At 41.6% G+C, this 14,945-nt stretch carries 14 protein-coding genes; 7 read left to right on the top strand and 7 right to left on the bottom strand.

Annotated elements, in window-relative coordinates; translation table 11 throughout:
- Positions 1-18: 18 nt before the first annotated feature.
- On the bottom strand, positions 19-1,944 hold the full coding sequence (locus tag E3D81_RS15070; RefSeq protein WP_134778033.1) for a polysaccharide biosynthesis protein: 1,926 nt from the start codon (positions 1,942-1,944) through the stop codon (positions 19-21).
- Between the two features lie 131 nt (positions 1,945-2,075).
- Here E3D81_RS15070 and E3D81_RS15065 point away from each other — a divergent pair, with 131 nt between their 5' ends.
- Positions 2,076-3,287 carry an alanine dehydrogenase gene (locus E3D81_RS15065; protein WP_134778032.1) on the top strand — a complete coding sequence of 404 codons (1,212 nt, stop codon included), beginning with the start codon at positions 2,076-2,078 and terminating at the stop codon, positions 3,285-3,287.
- 20 nt (positions 3,288-3,307) lie between these two features.
- Positions 3,308-4,180 carry an alpha/beta hydrolase gene (locus tag E3D81_RS15060; protein ID WP_134778031.1) on the top strand — a complete coding sequence of 291 codons (873 nt, stop codon included), beginning with the start codon at positions 3,308-3,310 and terminating at the stop codon, positions 4,178-4,180.
- On the opposite strand, the gene E3D81_RS15055 is transcribed toward E3D81_RS15060, so the two are convergent.
- The 6 genes from E3D81_RS15055 to E3D81_RS15030 form a co-directional block, all read right to left on the bottom strand.
- Positions 4,146-5,204 carry an ABC transporter ATP-binding protein gene (locus tag E3D81_RS15055; protein WP_134778030.1) on the bottom strand — a complete coding sequence of 353 codons (1,059 nt, stop codon included), beginning with the start codon at positions 5,202-5,204 and terminating at the stop codon, positions 4,146-4,148. The two genes, E3D81_RS15060 and E3D81_RS15055, sit on opposite strands and share 35 nt — an antisense overlap.
- 61 nt (positions 5,205-5,265) lie before the next feature.
- Positions 5,266-6,075 carry an outer membrane beta-barrel protein gene (locus E3D81_RS15050; protein ID WP_134778029.1) on the bottom strand — a complete coding sequence of 270 codons (810 nt, stop codon included), beginning with the start codon at positions 6,073-6,075 and terminating at the stop codon, positions 5,266-5,268.
- 4 nt (positions 6,076-6,079) lie between these two features.
- Entirely contained in the window at positions 6,080-6,814 is a 735-nt protein-coding gene (locus E3D81_RS15045; protein WP_134778028.1) for a hypothetical protein, read from the bottom strand.
- Positions 6,795-7,358 carry an RNA polymerase sigma factor gene (locus E3D81_RS15040; RefSeq protein ID WP_245153234.1) on the bottom strand — a complete coding sequence of 188 codons (564 nt, stop codon included), beginning with the start codon at positions 7,356-7,358 and terminating at the stop codon, positions 6,795-6,797. Before E3D81_RS15040 ends, E3D81_RS15045 begins: the two co-directional genes overlap by 20 nt.
- Before the next feature lie 66 nt (positions 7,359-7,424).
- The gene (gene tsaE, locus E3D81_RS15035) at positions 7,425-7,835 is read right to left on the bottom strand and encodes a tRNA (adenosine(37)-N6)-threonylcarbamoyltransferase complex ATPase subunit type 1 TsaE (protein WP_134778027.1); all 411 of its coding nucleotides are present in this window, start codon (positions 7,833-7,835) and stop codon (positions 7,425-7,427) included.
- 1 nt (position 7,836) lies between these two features.
- Entirely contained in the window at positions 7,837-9,390 is a 1,554-nt protein-coding gene (locus E3D81_RS15030) for a PglZ domain-containing protein (RefSeq protein WP_134778026.1), read from the bottom strand.
- 324 nt (positions 9,391-9,714) lie between these two features.
- Here E3D81_RS15030 and E3D81_RS15025 point away from each other — a divergent pair, with 324 nt between their 5' ends.
- The 5 genes from E3D81_RS15025 to E3D81_RS15005 are packed head-to-tail and all read left to right on the top strand — an operon-like array spanning position 9,715 to position 14,910.
- A complete protein-coding gene (locus E3D81_RS15025; protein WP_134778025.1) occupies positions 9,715-10,977 on the top strand; it encodes an HD domain-containing protein in 1,263 nt (420 codons plus the stop codon).
- 15 nt (positions 10,978-10,992) lie between these two features.
- A complete protein-coding gene (lpxD, locus tag E3D81_RS15020; protein ID WP_134778024.1) occupies positions 10,993-12,030 on the top strand; it encodes a UDP-3-O-(3-hydroxymyristoyl)glucosamine N-acyltransferase in 1,038 nt (345 codons plus the stop codon).
- 39 nt (positions 12,031-12,069) lie between these two features.
- A complete protein-coding gene (locus E3D81_RS15015) occupies positions 12,070-13,467 on the top strand; it encodes a bifunctional UDP-3-O-[3-hydroxymyristoyl] N-acetylglucosamine deacetylase/3-hydroxyacyl-ACP dehydratase (RefSeq protein ID WP_180268452.1) in 1,398 nt (465 codons plus the stop codon).
- Between the two features lie 8 nt (positions 13,468-13,475).
- Entirely contained in the window at positions 13,476-14,270 is a 795-nt protein-coding gene (gene lpxA, locus E3D81_RS15010; protein WP_099366412.1) for an acyl-ACP--UDP-N-acetylglucosamine O-acyltransferase, read from the top strand.
- Between the two features lie 19 nt (positions 14,271-14,289).
- Positions 14,290-14,910: an ATP-binding cassette domain-containing protein gene (locus E3D81_RS15005; protein WP_099366411.1), complete on the top strand. Its 621-nt coding sequence runs from the start codon at positions 14,290-14,292 to the stop codon at positions 14,908-14,910.
- Positions 14,911-14,945 lie beyond the last annotated feature (35 nt).

The following is a 14,945-nucleotide window of genomic DNA, read 5'->3' as shown; positions in this document are numbered from 1 at the left end:
AGAAAAATATTTATTTAATTAAGGGTTAAGGGAAGCCATCTTTTCCTTGTCCAATTGTTCATAGATGGAGTTTTGGCTCAGGAATTCAGGAACCATAACCTTCATTTGACGGACAATATTTAAGTTGTTGTGGCTCTCTAATGCCTTAGAGAGGTTTATAACTTCTTCTTTTACCCTAATGAAATCGTTTCCACGGACCTTGGCGATCATGATCTTCTCATGGTGGGTAGGCAAGGTGTTCTCCAGGTCGTTCAATAATTCTTCATACAATTTTTCGCCAGGACGTAAACCGGTGAATTTGATTTCGATATCCTTGAAAGGAACATAACCGGATAATCGGATCATCTTTTTGGCAAGATCCACGATTTTAACGGATTTCCCCATATCGAACACAAAGATTTCGCCGCCCTGGCCCATATTACCGGCTTCTATAACCAGCTGACAGGCTTCGGGGATGGTCATGAAATAACGGGTGATGTCAGGATGGGTCACCGTAACAGGCCCACCCTTTTCGATCTGATCCCTAAATCTTGGAATAACAGACCCATTTGAGCCCAAAACATTTCCGAACCGCGTGGTAATGAAGCGGGTAGATTTGATGCCGTTCTGCGTGGATAGATATTCGTTTAAGGATTGTACATATTTTTCAGCTATCCGTTTGGTAGCCCCCATGATGTTCGTAGGGTTTACGGCTTTATCTGTAGATACAAAAACGAACTTTTGGATGTCAAATTCCACCGATAGATTGGCCAAAAGATAGGTTCCAAATACATTGGTCTTCACCCCCTCGCTCGGGTGGTTCTCCATCATCGGCACGTGTTTATAAGCAGCCGCATGGTAAACAAAATGTGGTTTAAAGGTCTCGAACAATTGGCGCATCCTTTCCTCGCTGCGGATATCGGCAATAAAGGTATGGTAGATCTGGTTTTTATAGAGGTCCTGAAGGTCCAATTGTAGGTTATGTAAAGGCGACTCGGCCTGATCACATAATATGATCATCTGCGGCTCATATTTGCTCAACTGCTTGGATATTTCAGAACCGATGGAGCCTGCAGCACCTGTTACCAATACCCGTTTTCCGCGCAACTGATCGAATAGTTTTTCATTGGAGATATGTATGGGCGCTCTTTCCAACAGGTCCTCGATACGAACCTGTTTGATCTGGGCAGGGGAAAGATCCCCGTTCAATATTTTATTTACAGGAGGTAAGGTCAGTACATTGATGTTCTGCTCCAAAGCGATATCAATGATCATGTTCTTGTTGTCGATATCGATATTGGAAGAGGCAATGATCAGTTCATCGATCCCATATTTCTTGATCATCCTTGGGAATTCCTTGGAACTGTAGATCTTTAGGCCATCAATGGACTTTCCGATCTTTTCCTCATTATCATCGATATAGGCTACAATAGTCTTCTCCGATCGGAAATCGTGCTCAAAAGTCCGTTTTACGGCGATCCCCAGATCGCCAGCACCAAAAACAACCGCATTCTTACGCCCGTTTCTTGTTGATTTGGTGTATTGGAAGAAGATCTTGATACAAGTACGGTAGGTGGTTAGGCCTGTAAAAGCAAACAGGGCATAGATGATGATCAGGTTGAGCGGGATGTTCACCGGGATTGCCAAAGCGATAAGCAATAGTTTGGCAATGAACATGATGATGGCCGTGAAGACGATCGTCGAAAGGATCCGGATGGAATCTACCGCAGAGGTGTACCTTACGATACCACTGTAGAGTCGAAATACCAGAAACGAAAGGGCAGTCAGGGACATGCAGAATAAGAACTCGATCGAGAAATCGATTTTGGAAAAAGAATCGAGCTGAAAATTATTGTATAGCGTGAATGCGAAAATAAAAGCACATGCTGAAATAGCGATGTCGAAACTAAAGATTATCCACCGAGGAACAATCTTGATATGATTCAAAGGCTTTAGTAGTTTCATCGTACCTGGTTAGTTTGTAAACTTACGATTTATTGTTTCTAATATGTGATTAATTGTCAAATATAATCCTTTATGGCTGTTTAATTGAAATAATATTATGTATTTTTAGCATAACTTATTTTTTGTGTAAAATGATGAATGTGTCCAAATTAGCGCAACAGGGTGTGTTACAGCCTCAAGAAGCGCTGTTAAGTAGCGGGAAGAAAAGGGGACAATTGGCCATAGGAATTCCAAAAGAACATACTTTTCAAGAAAACAGGATCGCACTAACGCCATTATCCGTAGGTTTATTGGTGGAAAATGGGCACCGGGTAATCCTGGAGAGTGGTGCTGGGAATGCCTCCAATTTTTTAGACCACCACTACAGTGAACAGGGTGCAGAGATCGTACATGATAAAAAAGAAGTTTTCCAGGCCGATATCATTATCAAAATATCCAGTCCTACACTCAAAGAAGTGGAATTGATGAAAACCAGACAGGTGCTTTTCAGTTCGCAGCAGCCATCCCTTATGTCATTGGAAGTTTTGAAGGCTTTGATGAAGAAACAAGTTACCTCCTTATCCTTTGAATATCTGCAGGACGAAGGGGGGCATCTTTCGGTTGTCCGCGCCATGAGTGAAATTGTGGGTGCGACTTCTGTTCTGATAGCAGCAGAATATCTTTCGAATGTTTTTGATGGTAAGGGCCTGATGTTGGGTGGTGTTACGGGTGTTCCTCCTACCGAAATGGTCATTATCGGGGCTGGTACGGTTGGGGAATTTGCCGCAAGAACAGCCATTGCATTAGGAGCTCAGGTAAAGGTTTTTGATAGTTCGGTATACCGGCTTCGCCGGTTGCAGAGCAATGTGGGGAGCCGTGTCTTTACTTCGATCATCCAACCTATTGTGTTGAACAAGGCCGTGAAATCCTGCGATGTGGTTATAGGGGCCGTGCGGGCAAAGAACGGGCGTACGCCATGCCTGATTTCGGAAGATACGGTATCCAAAATGAAACCCAATTCGGTGTTGATCGATGTTAGTATCGATCAAGGGGGCTGTTTTGAAACCTCAGAAGTGACCAATCATGGTAAGCCTGTATTTAAGAAATACGATGTGATCCATTATTGTGTTCCGAATATTGCTTCCCGGGTGGCTCGAACGGCGACTTATGCTCTAACGAATATCTTTACGCCCATTCTGTTGGAGATCGGTGAAGCAGGAGGAATGAACAATATGATCTGGGCAAATCAAGGCATCAGAAGTGCCATCTATTTGTACCATGGCAACCTGACCAACAAGGATATGAGCGAAAAATTCAATCTACCTTGTAAGGATCTGAATCTGATTGTCATGGCCAATCTGTAAATAAAGCCAATCCTAAACCTATGAAAAAAATAATGTTGATCGTATTTACCGTGATTAGTTTGCAAATTAATGCCCAAGAGACTGGGGTTAAAAGTTATTTATATGGTGATCAAGAGATTCCGGATGCTGCTAAGCCTATTTCTGAATTGGAAGAAGCAGATAAGCCAAAGCTCTATGCCCATCTGGCCACATCGAATGTAAAAGATGACTTGGTGTTCTTGATCATTCCTGGAGGAGGTTATGCGCGGGTTGCTATTGGTCATGAAGGCCATGATGTGGCAAAAAGGCTAAATAGCTTAGGATATCATGCCTATGTGCTGGATTATCGTTTGCCTAAGGTAGAAACCATGAAAGATAAGCGCTTTGGTCCGCTACAGGATGCACAAATGGCGATGCAAAGGATACGGAAAGAAAACAAAGGGAAAAAGATTGTGGTGATTGGATTTTCGGCGGGCGGTCATTTGGCGGGAACATTGGCTAATTTTTATGACAAACCGCAAGTAAAAGGCTGGAAAAAGGCTGACCTTCGACCTGATTTCTCCATACTTTGTTACCCCGTGATTTCGATGGAAGATGGAGTAACCCATAAAGGATCTAAGCAGAATCTGATCGGTCCTGTTTCATCGCAGACTGATGTGGAACTTTTTTCATTGGATAAACAGGTCAGCAAAAAGACACCGCCAACATTTCTGATGAGTGCGAAAGATGATCAGGCTGTGCCGATAGAAAATAGTTTGAGGTATCAGGAAAGTTTGAAAAGATTCGCTGTTCCAAATACGCTATATACCTATGAAAAGGGCGGACATGGGTTTGGAATGCATAACAAAACCAGTGATGCCGATTGGTTTGCTGAAATGCTTAAATGGATTTCGGTTCAAAAACATGGTAAGTAGTTACGAGAATATCAATTCTCGTATTTTTTTTGACATCTAACCTTGGGAATTGGATCTGATGAAGGGTTACTTCTTCATTGCCAATGATCAATTCGTTGAAAAAGCCACGGAATCGGACATCCTTGATCCAATAATTGCCATTCAGGTTCAATTCTGTCTGTATATGTTCCTGTTGGATAGCAATGGGATGCTCGGTCTCTATACCTAATATTTTTGCCTCATTGGGCTGTAGGATATTACTTTTAGCCAATAATCGGGCAGTGTAAGGATGATGCGGCCAATTATATAAAGCATGTGGGTCTCCCGCATCGGCAATTTTACCGTTCTTCATCACGATAAGTTTATTGGCCATGGCCAAAACCTCTGCAGGGTCATGGGACACCATTACCAACGTTAGGCCGGTTTCGGCAACGATCTGTTGGATGTCCTGTTGCAATTCGTCACGAAAGGCAGCATCCACCTGGTTGAATGGCTCATCCATAAGCAATACCTCGGGATCATTGATCAATGCCCGGCAGATGGCCACCCGTTGTTTTTCGCCGCCACTGAGGTCTGCCACACGTTTTTTTGCCAAATGGTCGATCCTTAATCGCTCCAGTGTTTCCTGGGTTTTGCTCGCCTTTAGAGCAAGGTTGGTATTGGAAAGTTGGGAAGCCACATTATCCCATACTTTGGCATATAGGTTAAGATCATCAAATCCTTGGGAAACCAATTTCATGGCATCATGTCCTGGGATAAGCTTGTCCTTTCGGGTGGGAACCAACCAACCTCTGTACCTCACTTCGCCACTTGTTGGCTCCAACATACCGTAGATTAGTTTCAATAGGGTACTTTTGCCACTTCCCGATTCCCCGATGATAGCCGTAATCTGTCCTTCCTCAATGCCAAAATGTACATGATCTACCGCTGTAACAGTAATGTTCCCTTCGAAAACACAGGAAAGGTCTTTTCCGTGGATCAAGGGGAGATCCGGTTGTTGAACATCAGAAAATATATATTGACAGGAATTAGCTTGTTTACCCATAAAAAAATGTCGGACCTTTAGGATCCGACACAAAAATACATTTTACATTTCATTTTTCTTTTTAAAAGCCCAAGGTAATACCGAAAGCAAGGTTTCGTAGGCCTTCCTGATCAGGGCTTTTTTCGAACAGGTCGTTCATGTAATATTTGGTGAAAAGACCAAAGTTGTCATATCCTATCCTTACAAACGGACCATATTGGAAGGTCTGGAAGTTATAGTTGTCCTTGTATTTCTGTTTTCCGAACTCTTCGCTCTTCAAACGTTGTGTTCCTTTTAATAATACACCTGTCATAGCACCAAAGGCAAGTTTCACTCTTTTTCCGCCACTCAATTGACGCGTTCTCAATTCAAAACTCAAAGGCACCCGCAGATAGGTTGAGGTGATCACATTCTTGGAATATTTAGCATCTGGATTCAAATCGTCATAAGCGATAGGGGATTGATCCTGTAATAGGAGCACATCGTTTTTCAATCGCCAATAATTCCATTCAAATCCTGCCGAAAGATACATCTTAAAGTTATCATTGAACCTTACGCCGAATTGGGCAATATCAAATCCGAAATTGGAAGATTTCTTGGAGCTCATGAATTTATTGTCCTCGGAAAGGGTAAAGCTGCCATCATCTGACAACCTGGAGAAACCCCAATCTAATCTGGTGAATGTTATTCCGCCATAGGCTCTTGGGTATTTGGAATCAGCATCGCCATCATCCTCTTGCTCATCTTCGTTTTCTGAATCCTGCTTTCCAATGCTGATGCTTACGTTATCAGAACCCCCTTTTTTCTCTTTCTTGTAAACAATCTGCGCAGTACTCATGGAAATGCCTAAGATCAGGCTGGCAAAGCTGGCCAGTAAAAATTTAAGTTTCATAGTATTATTTGGTTTTTGTAATCAATTTGGATAAATCTATTTTAATGGTTCCTTCTTCGTCTTCTGAAAACTCAACATCCTTGTTGATGATGTTGATGTTGTCAGCAACATTATTCAATAGCCTGACAAATAAACCTTGTTTGGGCTTAGTGGAAACAATTTCTGTCTTATTCAAAATGGCCTCCGTAGGCTCTATTGCTAAATTTGCTTGAGGAGCCGTTGATTTGGCAGTCAAGGGTTCTGCTTCCCTTGTCAGACTACCCGCTCCTTCAAATTCCATTGCTGTATCCATCGTTTGTAATGCCGGTACTTGTACCTGCTGCCTGCTCTCCGCTCGAATAACCGCTGCTTTTTTGGGTTGCTCTTTGAGGGCAATTGTTCTGGAAGTCGGATTTGCTTCCTGGGGTTCAACTTCTTCCTTGGTAATAGGGGCCTCCAATTTTTCCGTTACCATTTGTTCCGGTTTCGGGGCTTCAGCTTCTTCCTTGATTTTGGCTAAATATTCCTTTTTCGGATCCACCTGCTCCTCCCTGAACTGGGAAAGCTTAAAAGTAAATCCTAAAGCCAACAATAAGGTTGCTGCAATGCTCCATGTTTTCCAAGGAAACATCTTTTTAACCTTTGCAGGTTGTTCCTGATCGAGTGCAGACTCCATCTTTTCCCAAAGGTTTTCTGGAGGGTTTACCTCCAAATCCCCAAGGTTATCCTTAAAGATTTTATCAAATTCTTGATCTTTCATGTATGTTTTCCTCCATTTTTTTCAACTTTTCCTTTAGCCATTGTCGAGCTCGGGAAAGTTGGGATTTCGAAGTGCCTTCTGACATATCCAGCATCTCCGCAATTTCTTTATGATTATAGCCTTCAATAGCATACAGGTTGAATACCGTCCTGTAGCCTATGGGCAATTCCTTTATCATGTTGAGCAGGTCTTTATAGCCCAAACTGTGCATGTCAAAATCAGCCGGTAGTTCATGGTGATCCTCATAAATGCTGTCTGTGGTTTGGAAAACGGTCTTGTTTTTCCTATAATATTCTATAGCCGAATTCAGCATGACCTTACGTATCCAACCTTCCAAAGAACCTTTACCTTCAAAGTTTTGACCTTTGCTGAACACCTTGATGAAGCCATTCTGTAGGATGTCTTGTGCCGATTCTGCATTTTCAGCAAATCGTAGGCAGACAGCATACATTTTTGGGGCGAAATATTGGTACAATTCCGATTGTGCCTTCCGATTGTTAGATAGGCATTCTTTCCAGGTATGTAATAATTTCGCAGGCTCCAATTGTGTTCGGTTTATAATTAAGACGCAGCTGAGCCAAGGATGGTTGCGTCGGTATGAAAAAAAATATTAAATTAATTGAATATGACGTCTGAACAGATCGTCAACTTGGATGCTGACCTCGATGGCATCCTCCGGAATAAGGTTGGGGATTTTTTCTGGCCACTCAATAAAACAGTAATCCCCAGAATAAAAATACTCCTCATAGCCCAGGTCAAAAGCTTCCTGCTCATCTTTTAGCCTGTAAAAATCAAAGTGGTATACAGGTCCATGGGCAGAGCTGTATTCATTGACAATAGAAAAGGTAGGGCTAGATGTAGCATCCTCTACGCCCAATTGCTCACATATGACCTTAATAAAGCTGGTTTTTCCGGCACCCATGGGCGCCTTGAAGATGAACACTCGTTTATCGTTCGCTTGTTGGAGCAGCCATGCTGCCGCTGCTGGTAAATCTTCCAGTTTACTGGCGATAAATTCCATATTATTTTGGACTATAAGTGATGAATGGGATGATCATTTCCTCTAGGGAGATACCTCCATGCTGAAAAGTCCCGCCGAAATAATTCACAAAATGATTGTAGTTGTTCGGATAAACAAAGTAGGTGTCTTCTTTTGCGAAAACAAAGGAAGAGCTGACATGGATCCTTGGTAATTGCGCATCAGCTGGATTTTTGATCACAAATACGTCCTTATCCACATAATTCAGGTTTTTACCCTGTTTATACCTCAAATTGGTATTGGTGTTCCGATCACCGATAATCTTGCTCGGTTTCCTCACCCGGATGGTTCCATGGTCGGTGGTAATAATAACCCGAACCTGCCGTTGGGAAAGCCATTTCAATACTTCCAGCAAAGGTGAATGTTCAAACCAGGATAGGGTGAGCGATCGGTAAGCAGCCTCATCATTGGCAAGCTCCCTGATCATGGCCATATCGGTTCGAGCATGTGACAGCATATCCACAAAATTATAGACAAACACGTTCAGGTCGATCTGCATGTGTTTATTAATGTTTTCCAAAACATTCTTTCCTTGCTCTAAGGTAATGACCTTGGTGTAGCTATGCTTGATTTCTCTTCGATAAAGTCTTTTGATCTGATCAGCAAGGAAAACATCTTCATATAGGTTTTTTCCGCCTTCATCATCATCATTCTGCCATTCCTTCGGGAAACGTTTTTCCATTTCCAAAGGAGTTAGGCCAGAAAATATAGCATTCCGAGCGTATTGCGTGGCTGTAGGAAGGATACTGTAATAACTGTCTTCCTCTTCCACCCGGTAATAATCGGTGAGCACTTCATTGATGACCTTCCATTGATCGTACCGCAGGTTATCAATCAAAAAGAAGAAGGTGGGTTTGTCAGGTTCCATTTTCGGGAACACCTTTTTCTTGAACAATTGGTGGGAAAGGGTTGGCCCTTGCTCCGGATTTTTGATCCAATTCAAATATTCCTTCTCAATGAATTTAGAGAACAATAGGTTGGCTTCGGACTTCTGCATGGTCAAGATTTCATGCATGCCGGCATCCTCTAATTTTTCTAAAGAAAGTTCCCAATACAAGATTTTTTTATAGGCTTCTACCCATTGTTGATGATCGAGATCCTCATTCATGCGCATTCCCAATTGACGAAAATCCTGCTGATAAGCCATGGAAGTTCGTTCCGATACCAACCGCTTGTTTTCGGTAAACTTTTTAATGGTCAGAAGGATCTGTTTGGGATTTACAGGTTTGATAAGGTAATCATCTATTTTAGCGCCTATCGCTTCTTCCATCAGATGTTCTTCTTCATTTTTGGTGACCAGTACGGTAGGAATGGAAGGGTTGATACCTTTAAGGATATTCAATGTTTCTAAACCGGTAAGTCCCGGCATGTTTTCATCCAGAAATACCAGATCAAAGGGTTCACTCTGGAATGCTTCTACAGCATCCGCGCCGTTGTTCACGGTCTTGACCTTGTAATCCTTTTGTTCCAACAACAAAATATGAGGTTTTAGGAACTCAATTTCATCATCTGCCCAAAGTATGTGTATTTTCTGCATGTATAGTCCTGAGTAATGGAGGCTAATTTACGGATATATGTTTAGAACTAATAAAGAAGATAGTAATTTAAGTAATCATTAAAATTATGTGTTTATAACATATATTACATCTTTTATTGGAATTTTGATGAGATTTGTAACAATTGATCGAGATATGAAAGTTAATTGGGACTATAAAATGCGGTTTTCCTCTCAATTTTGATGGTTTTTGATATAATTTTAACATTTATTAAGTACCATCTGTGTATCTTTGCGCGTATCTTAGCCATAGCGTTCGATGAAAACTCATGGTAAATGGCTAATACTTAATCACTTTAAAGCAGATTGAACAAGAAAAAAATAATAAATGATCCAGTTTACGGTTTTGTGACAATACCGTCGGGGTTCATTTACGACCTAATCCAGCACCCTTTTATTCAGCGATTACGCTATATTAAGCAAGTCTCGATGACCCATTTAGTATACCCTGGCGCATTGCACACCCGATTTCAACATGTTATCGGCGCCATGCACCTGATGGGATTGGCGATCGAAACCTTGCGGGGAAAAGATGTTCAGATCTCTGAAGAGGAAGAAGAAGCTGTTTTGGCCGCTATTTTACTGCATGATGTGGGTCATGGCCCATTCTCTCATTCCTTAGAACATACTTTAGTGGAAGGGGTATCGCATGAATTGATCTCCTCCTTATTGATGGATAAGTTGAATATCGAGTTTTCAGGACGTTTGGATCTGGCCATCACCATCTTCAAGGACCAATACCATCGTCGGTTTCTGCACCAATTGGTCTCTAGTCAATTGGATACGGATCGGATGGATTATCTGAACCGGGATAGTTTTTTTACCGGTGTGTCGGAGGGCGTCATCTCTTTTGATCGGATCATCAAAATGCTGAATGTAAAGGATGATGAATTGGTGGTTGAAGTAAAGGGAATCTATTCGGTAGAGAAATTTTTGATTGCCAGGAGGTTGATGTATTGGCAGGTCTATCTGCATAAGACGGTCATTGCAGCAGAACAGATGCTGATAAAAGCTTTGGCTAGAGCTAAAGAGTTAAGCAACAGGGGCGAGAAGCTTTTTGCAAGCCCTGCATTGCAACATTTTTTACTGAATCGCATCAACAAGGAAACTTTTCTGTTGGATGAGTCGCATTTAACATGGTTCACTCGTTTAGACGACACTGACATCATGTTTGCCATAAAATCTTGGGCCGATCATCCGGATTTGATTTTGAGTAAGTTGTGTGGTAAAATAATTCGTAGGGAACTATTCAGAACGGAGATGAGCAATGAACCTTTTTCTGAATCCTATCTGGAAGAGTTGAGAGAGCGGGTAGCAGAGAAATTTGGTCTTTCTGCTCAAGAAGTTGGTTATTTTGTGTATGATCAGGTAGTGGGGAATAGTGCCTATGATTCATCGACCGGTAAGATATGTGTGTTGGATAAGCATGGCGAGCTGAAGGATATTGCGGAAGCCTCGGATTTATCCAATATTGAAGCACTGACAAAACGGGTAAATAAATATGCCGTAACCTATCCAAAAGAAATCGGATATATAACACAGCACCAACATACAATTATTAACATATAACTTTAGTATTTTTTAATGCAATTTACCGCAGAACAAATAGCAAATTTACTCCAAGGTACTGTAGAAGGTAACTCAGAGGTGGTTGTTGACCAGCTATCCAAGATAGAAGAGTCAGGACCATCAAGTTTGACCTTTCTATCAAACCCCAAGTACGAGCAATATATCTACCAGATCGAAGCAGGGGTTATCGTGGTGAACGAGGATTTAATCCTTCAAAAGCCAGTAAAATCAACTTTAATCCGTGTCAAAAATGCCTATTCGGCTTTTACCGAATTATTAAAATTATACGATCAACTGTTGAATGACCGCTCGGGGATTGAAGACAATGTGTTCATTCATGAAACGGCAAAAATTGGTCAAGATCATTATATAGGTTGTTTCAGCTATATCGGTAAGCAAGTGAAAATTGGTGATCAGGTTAAAATCTATCCCCAGGTTTATATTGGGGATAATGTAGAGATTGCCGATGGTACGGTGATTTACCCTGGCGTAAAAATATATAGGGATTGTAAGATTGGCAAACAGGTCATTATTCATGCAGGGGCAATTATTGGTAGCGATGGCTTCGGATTTGCACCTCAGGAAGATGGTTCTTATGCCAAGATTCCGCAGATTGGAAATGTGATCGTGGAAGATGCGGTGGAGATCGGTTCCAATACGGTGATTGATCGGGCAACCTTAGGATCCACGATTATCCGTAAAGGGGTTAAACTGGACAACCTGATTCAGATTGCCCATAATGTAGAAATTGGAGAAAACACGGTTATTGCTGCACAAACAGGGATTTCGGGAAGCACAAAAATTGCTGAACAAGTGGTTCTTGGCGGACAGGTAGGTGTTGTAGGGCATATCAGCATTGCGAAAGGCACCCAGGTACAGGCGCAATCCGGAGTGAACAAATCCTTGAAAGAAGAGAATAAGAAATGGGGTGGTAGTCCTGCCTTTCCTTACAATAATGAGCTGAGATCGCAGGTATTGTATGCAAAGCTTCCGGAAATGGAAAAGCGCATTGCAGAGCTTGAAAGGCAATTAAAAGACAAAAATAATAGCTAACTTTACCCGATATTTTTTGCAATAACACGAATGTTAGATATGAATGTAAAACAAAGAACCATTAAATCTGATGTAAAATTTTCAGGAGTCGGCCTTCATACTGGTAAGCAGGTGAACGTCACGTTGAGACCCGCTCCAGAGAACCATTGGTACAAATTCAAACGTATAGATTTAGATGGTCAACCGATCGTTAGTGTAGATGCTGACAATGTTAGCAACACGGCTAGAGGTACTACCATAACCCAAAATGGCGCTTCTGTAAGTACAATTGAACATTTGATGGCTGCTTTGGTCGGTTTACAATTAGATAACGTTTTGATCGAGATTGATGCTCCTGAGGTTCCTATTCTTGATGGTAGCTCTGCTATATTTATCGACGGCATCCAAGAGGTTGGTTTCGTGGATCAAGATGCAGACCGTGATTTCTTTGAGGTAACAGATAACATTCATTATTCGGATGCAGATAATAAAGTGGAAATCGTGGCTATGCCGGTTGATGGGTACCGCATCACCTGTATGATCGATTTTAATTCGCCTGTATTGGGAAGCCAACATGCTTCAATCACCAATATCGATGAATTCAGCAAGGAAATTGCAAGTTCCCGCACATTCTGCTTCTTACATGAACTGGAAGCATTGGTAAGCCAGAACCTGATCAAAGGAGGCGATCTGTCAAATGCCATTGTTATTGTGGATAAGGAAGTGGATGAAAATGAATTGGATAAATTGCAAGGCTTATTCCACAAACGCGTGGAAGTAGCGCAAGAGGGGATTTTGAACAATATTTCCCTTCGCCATCAGAATGAGCCTGCAAGACATAAACTATTGGACATGATCGGTGATTTGGCCCTTGTAGGAAAACCTATTAAAGGCCATATCATGGCTGCCCGTCCGGGGCATGCGGCAAATGTGGCCTTTGCAAAACGCATTAAGGCACAGATCAAACGCGAAAAAAACAAAAAAGGAGCAAAAGTATATGACCTAAATGCTCCTCCAGTATACGACACTGTTCAGATCATGAACATATTGCCGCATCGTCAACCATTTTTGATGATTGACAAGATTTTGGAATTGTCGGAAACACATGTGGTAGGCCTAAAGAATGTGACCATGAATGAAGATCTTTTCATGGGCCATTTTCCAGGAGCACCCTTATTTCCAGGTGTACTTCAGATTGAGGCAATGGCACAAACAGGTGGAATACTTGTCTTAAATACTGTTCCTGACCCAGAGAACTGGTTGACCCTATTCTTGAAGATTGAAAACGCAAGGTTCAAAAATCAAGTTGTACCAGGTGATACCGTGATTTTCAGTTGTGAACTGTTGGAACCTATCCGTCGTGGAATTGCACGCATGAAAGGCGTAGGCATGGTGGGAGATAAAGTAGTGAGTGAGGCGGAGTTGATGGCTCAGATAGTCAAGGTCAAGGAAAATTAATAGAACGAATGATACAACCCTTATCATATATACATCCTGAGGCAAAAATAGCACAGAATGTTGTTGTAGAGCCCTTTACTACGATCCATAAGGATGTGGAAATTGGGGAAGGAACCTGGATTGGTTCCAATGTGACCATTATGAATGGTGCCAGGATTGGCAAGAACTGCCGGATCTTTCCTGGAGCAGTCATTTCGGGAGAACCTCAGGATCTGAAGTTCGAAGGCGAGGTCACGACTACGGAAATTGGTGATAATACGACCATCCGGGAATGTGTGACCATCAACCGTGGTACCAAAGACCGTTATAAAACGGTGATCGGTAAAAACTGCCTAATCCAAGCATATAGCCATATTGCACACGATTGCTTTATCGGAGATAATTGTATCTTTTCAAACTCAAGTACCTTGGCTGGACATATTACGGTAGGAGACTACGTGGTATTGGCTGGTATGGTGGCGGTTCATCAATTCTGTAAAATTGGATCCCATGCATTTGTTACCGGTGGTACACTGGTTAGAAAGGATGTTCCTCCTTATATCAAGGCGGCACGTGAACCTATTTCCTATGCAGGTATTAATTCCGTAGGATTGCGAAGGAGAGGTTTCAGTAATGAACAGATCAATGAGATCCAAAATATTTATCGCGTGTTGTTTGTTCAACATAGTAACCTAGGTAAAGCATTGGACATCGTTGAAGCAGAATTTGAGGCGACAGAATTAAGGGACGAGATTTTAGGTTTTGTTCGGGCTTCTAACCGAGGTGTAGTGAAAGGCTTTGGCCAAGGTAGAGCAAGTATATAAAATTTAATTCATTGGATATTTGAAGATAATTTTACAAGATATCGGAAGAAGGTATAATAGAGAATGGATATTTCGCCATCTCGATTATACCTTTTCTTTTGGGAACAGCTATGCCATCCTAGGGCCGAATGGATCCGGAAAATCTACGCTGCTGAAAGTACTTACTGGCTCCTTGACGCCAAGTGAAGGGACGATTCAATACGAGTGGAACAATAAGGCTACTGAAATAGAGCAATCCTATCAATATATCAGTGTAGCTGCACCCTATGTAGAATTGATAGAGGAGTTTAGCTTGAACGAATTGATCGATTTTCATTTTAAATTCAAAGCTTTCCGATCGGGTTACACCAAAGAATTGATCAAATCCAAACTACAATTTGCGGATACGGTTTTTCAAAAAGAAATCCGACATTTTTCATCAGGAATGAAGCAACGCGTTAAACTTGTTTTGGCCTGTTGCTCGGACAGTAAAATACTTTTTCTGGATGAACCCACCAGTAATCTGGATAAATCGGGTGAAAAATGGTATTTGGAACTGGTGGAAGACACCAAATCCGATAGGATTGTAATAATTGGGTCAAACCAAGAACATGAATATGGCTTTTGTAATGAATTTGTGGAAATTCTGAATTACAAATAGTCTTATAATCATTGTTTTTATTATTTTTGCAGGGA

Source organism: Sphingobacterium sp. CZ-2, assembly GCF_004526235.1.
Taxonomy (GTDB): domain Bacteria; phylum Bacteroidota; class Bacteroidia; order Sphingobacteriales; family Sphingobacteriaceae; genus Sphingobacterium; species Sphingobacterium tenebrionis.
This window is presented reverse-complemented; position numbering and strand designations above follow the sequence as displayed.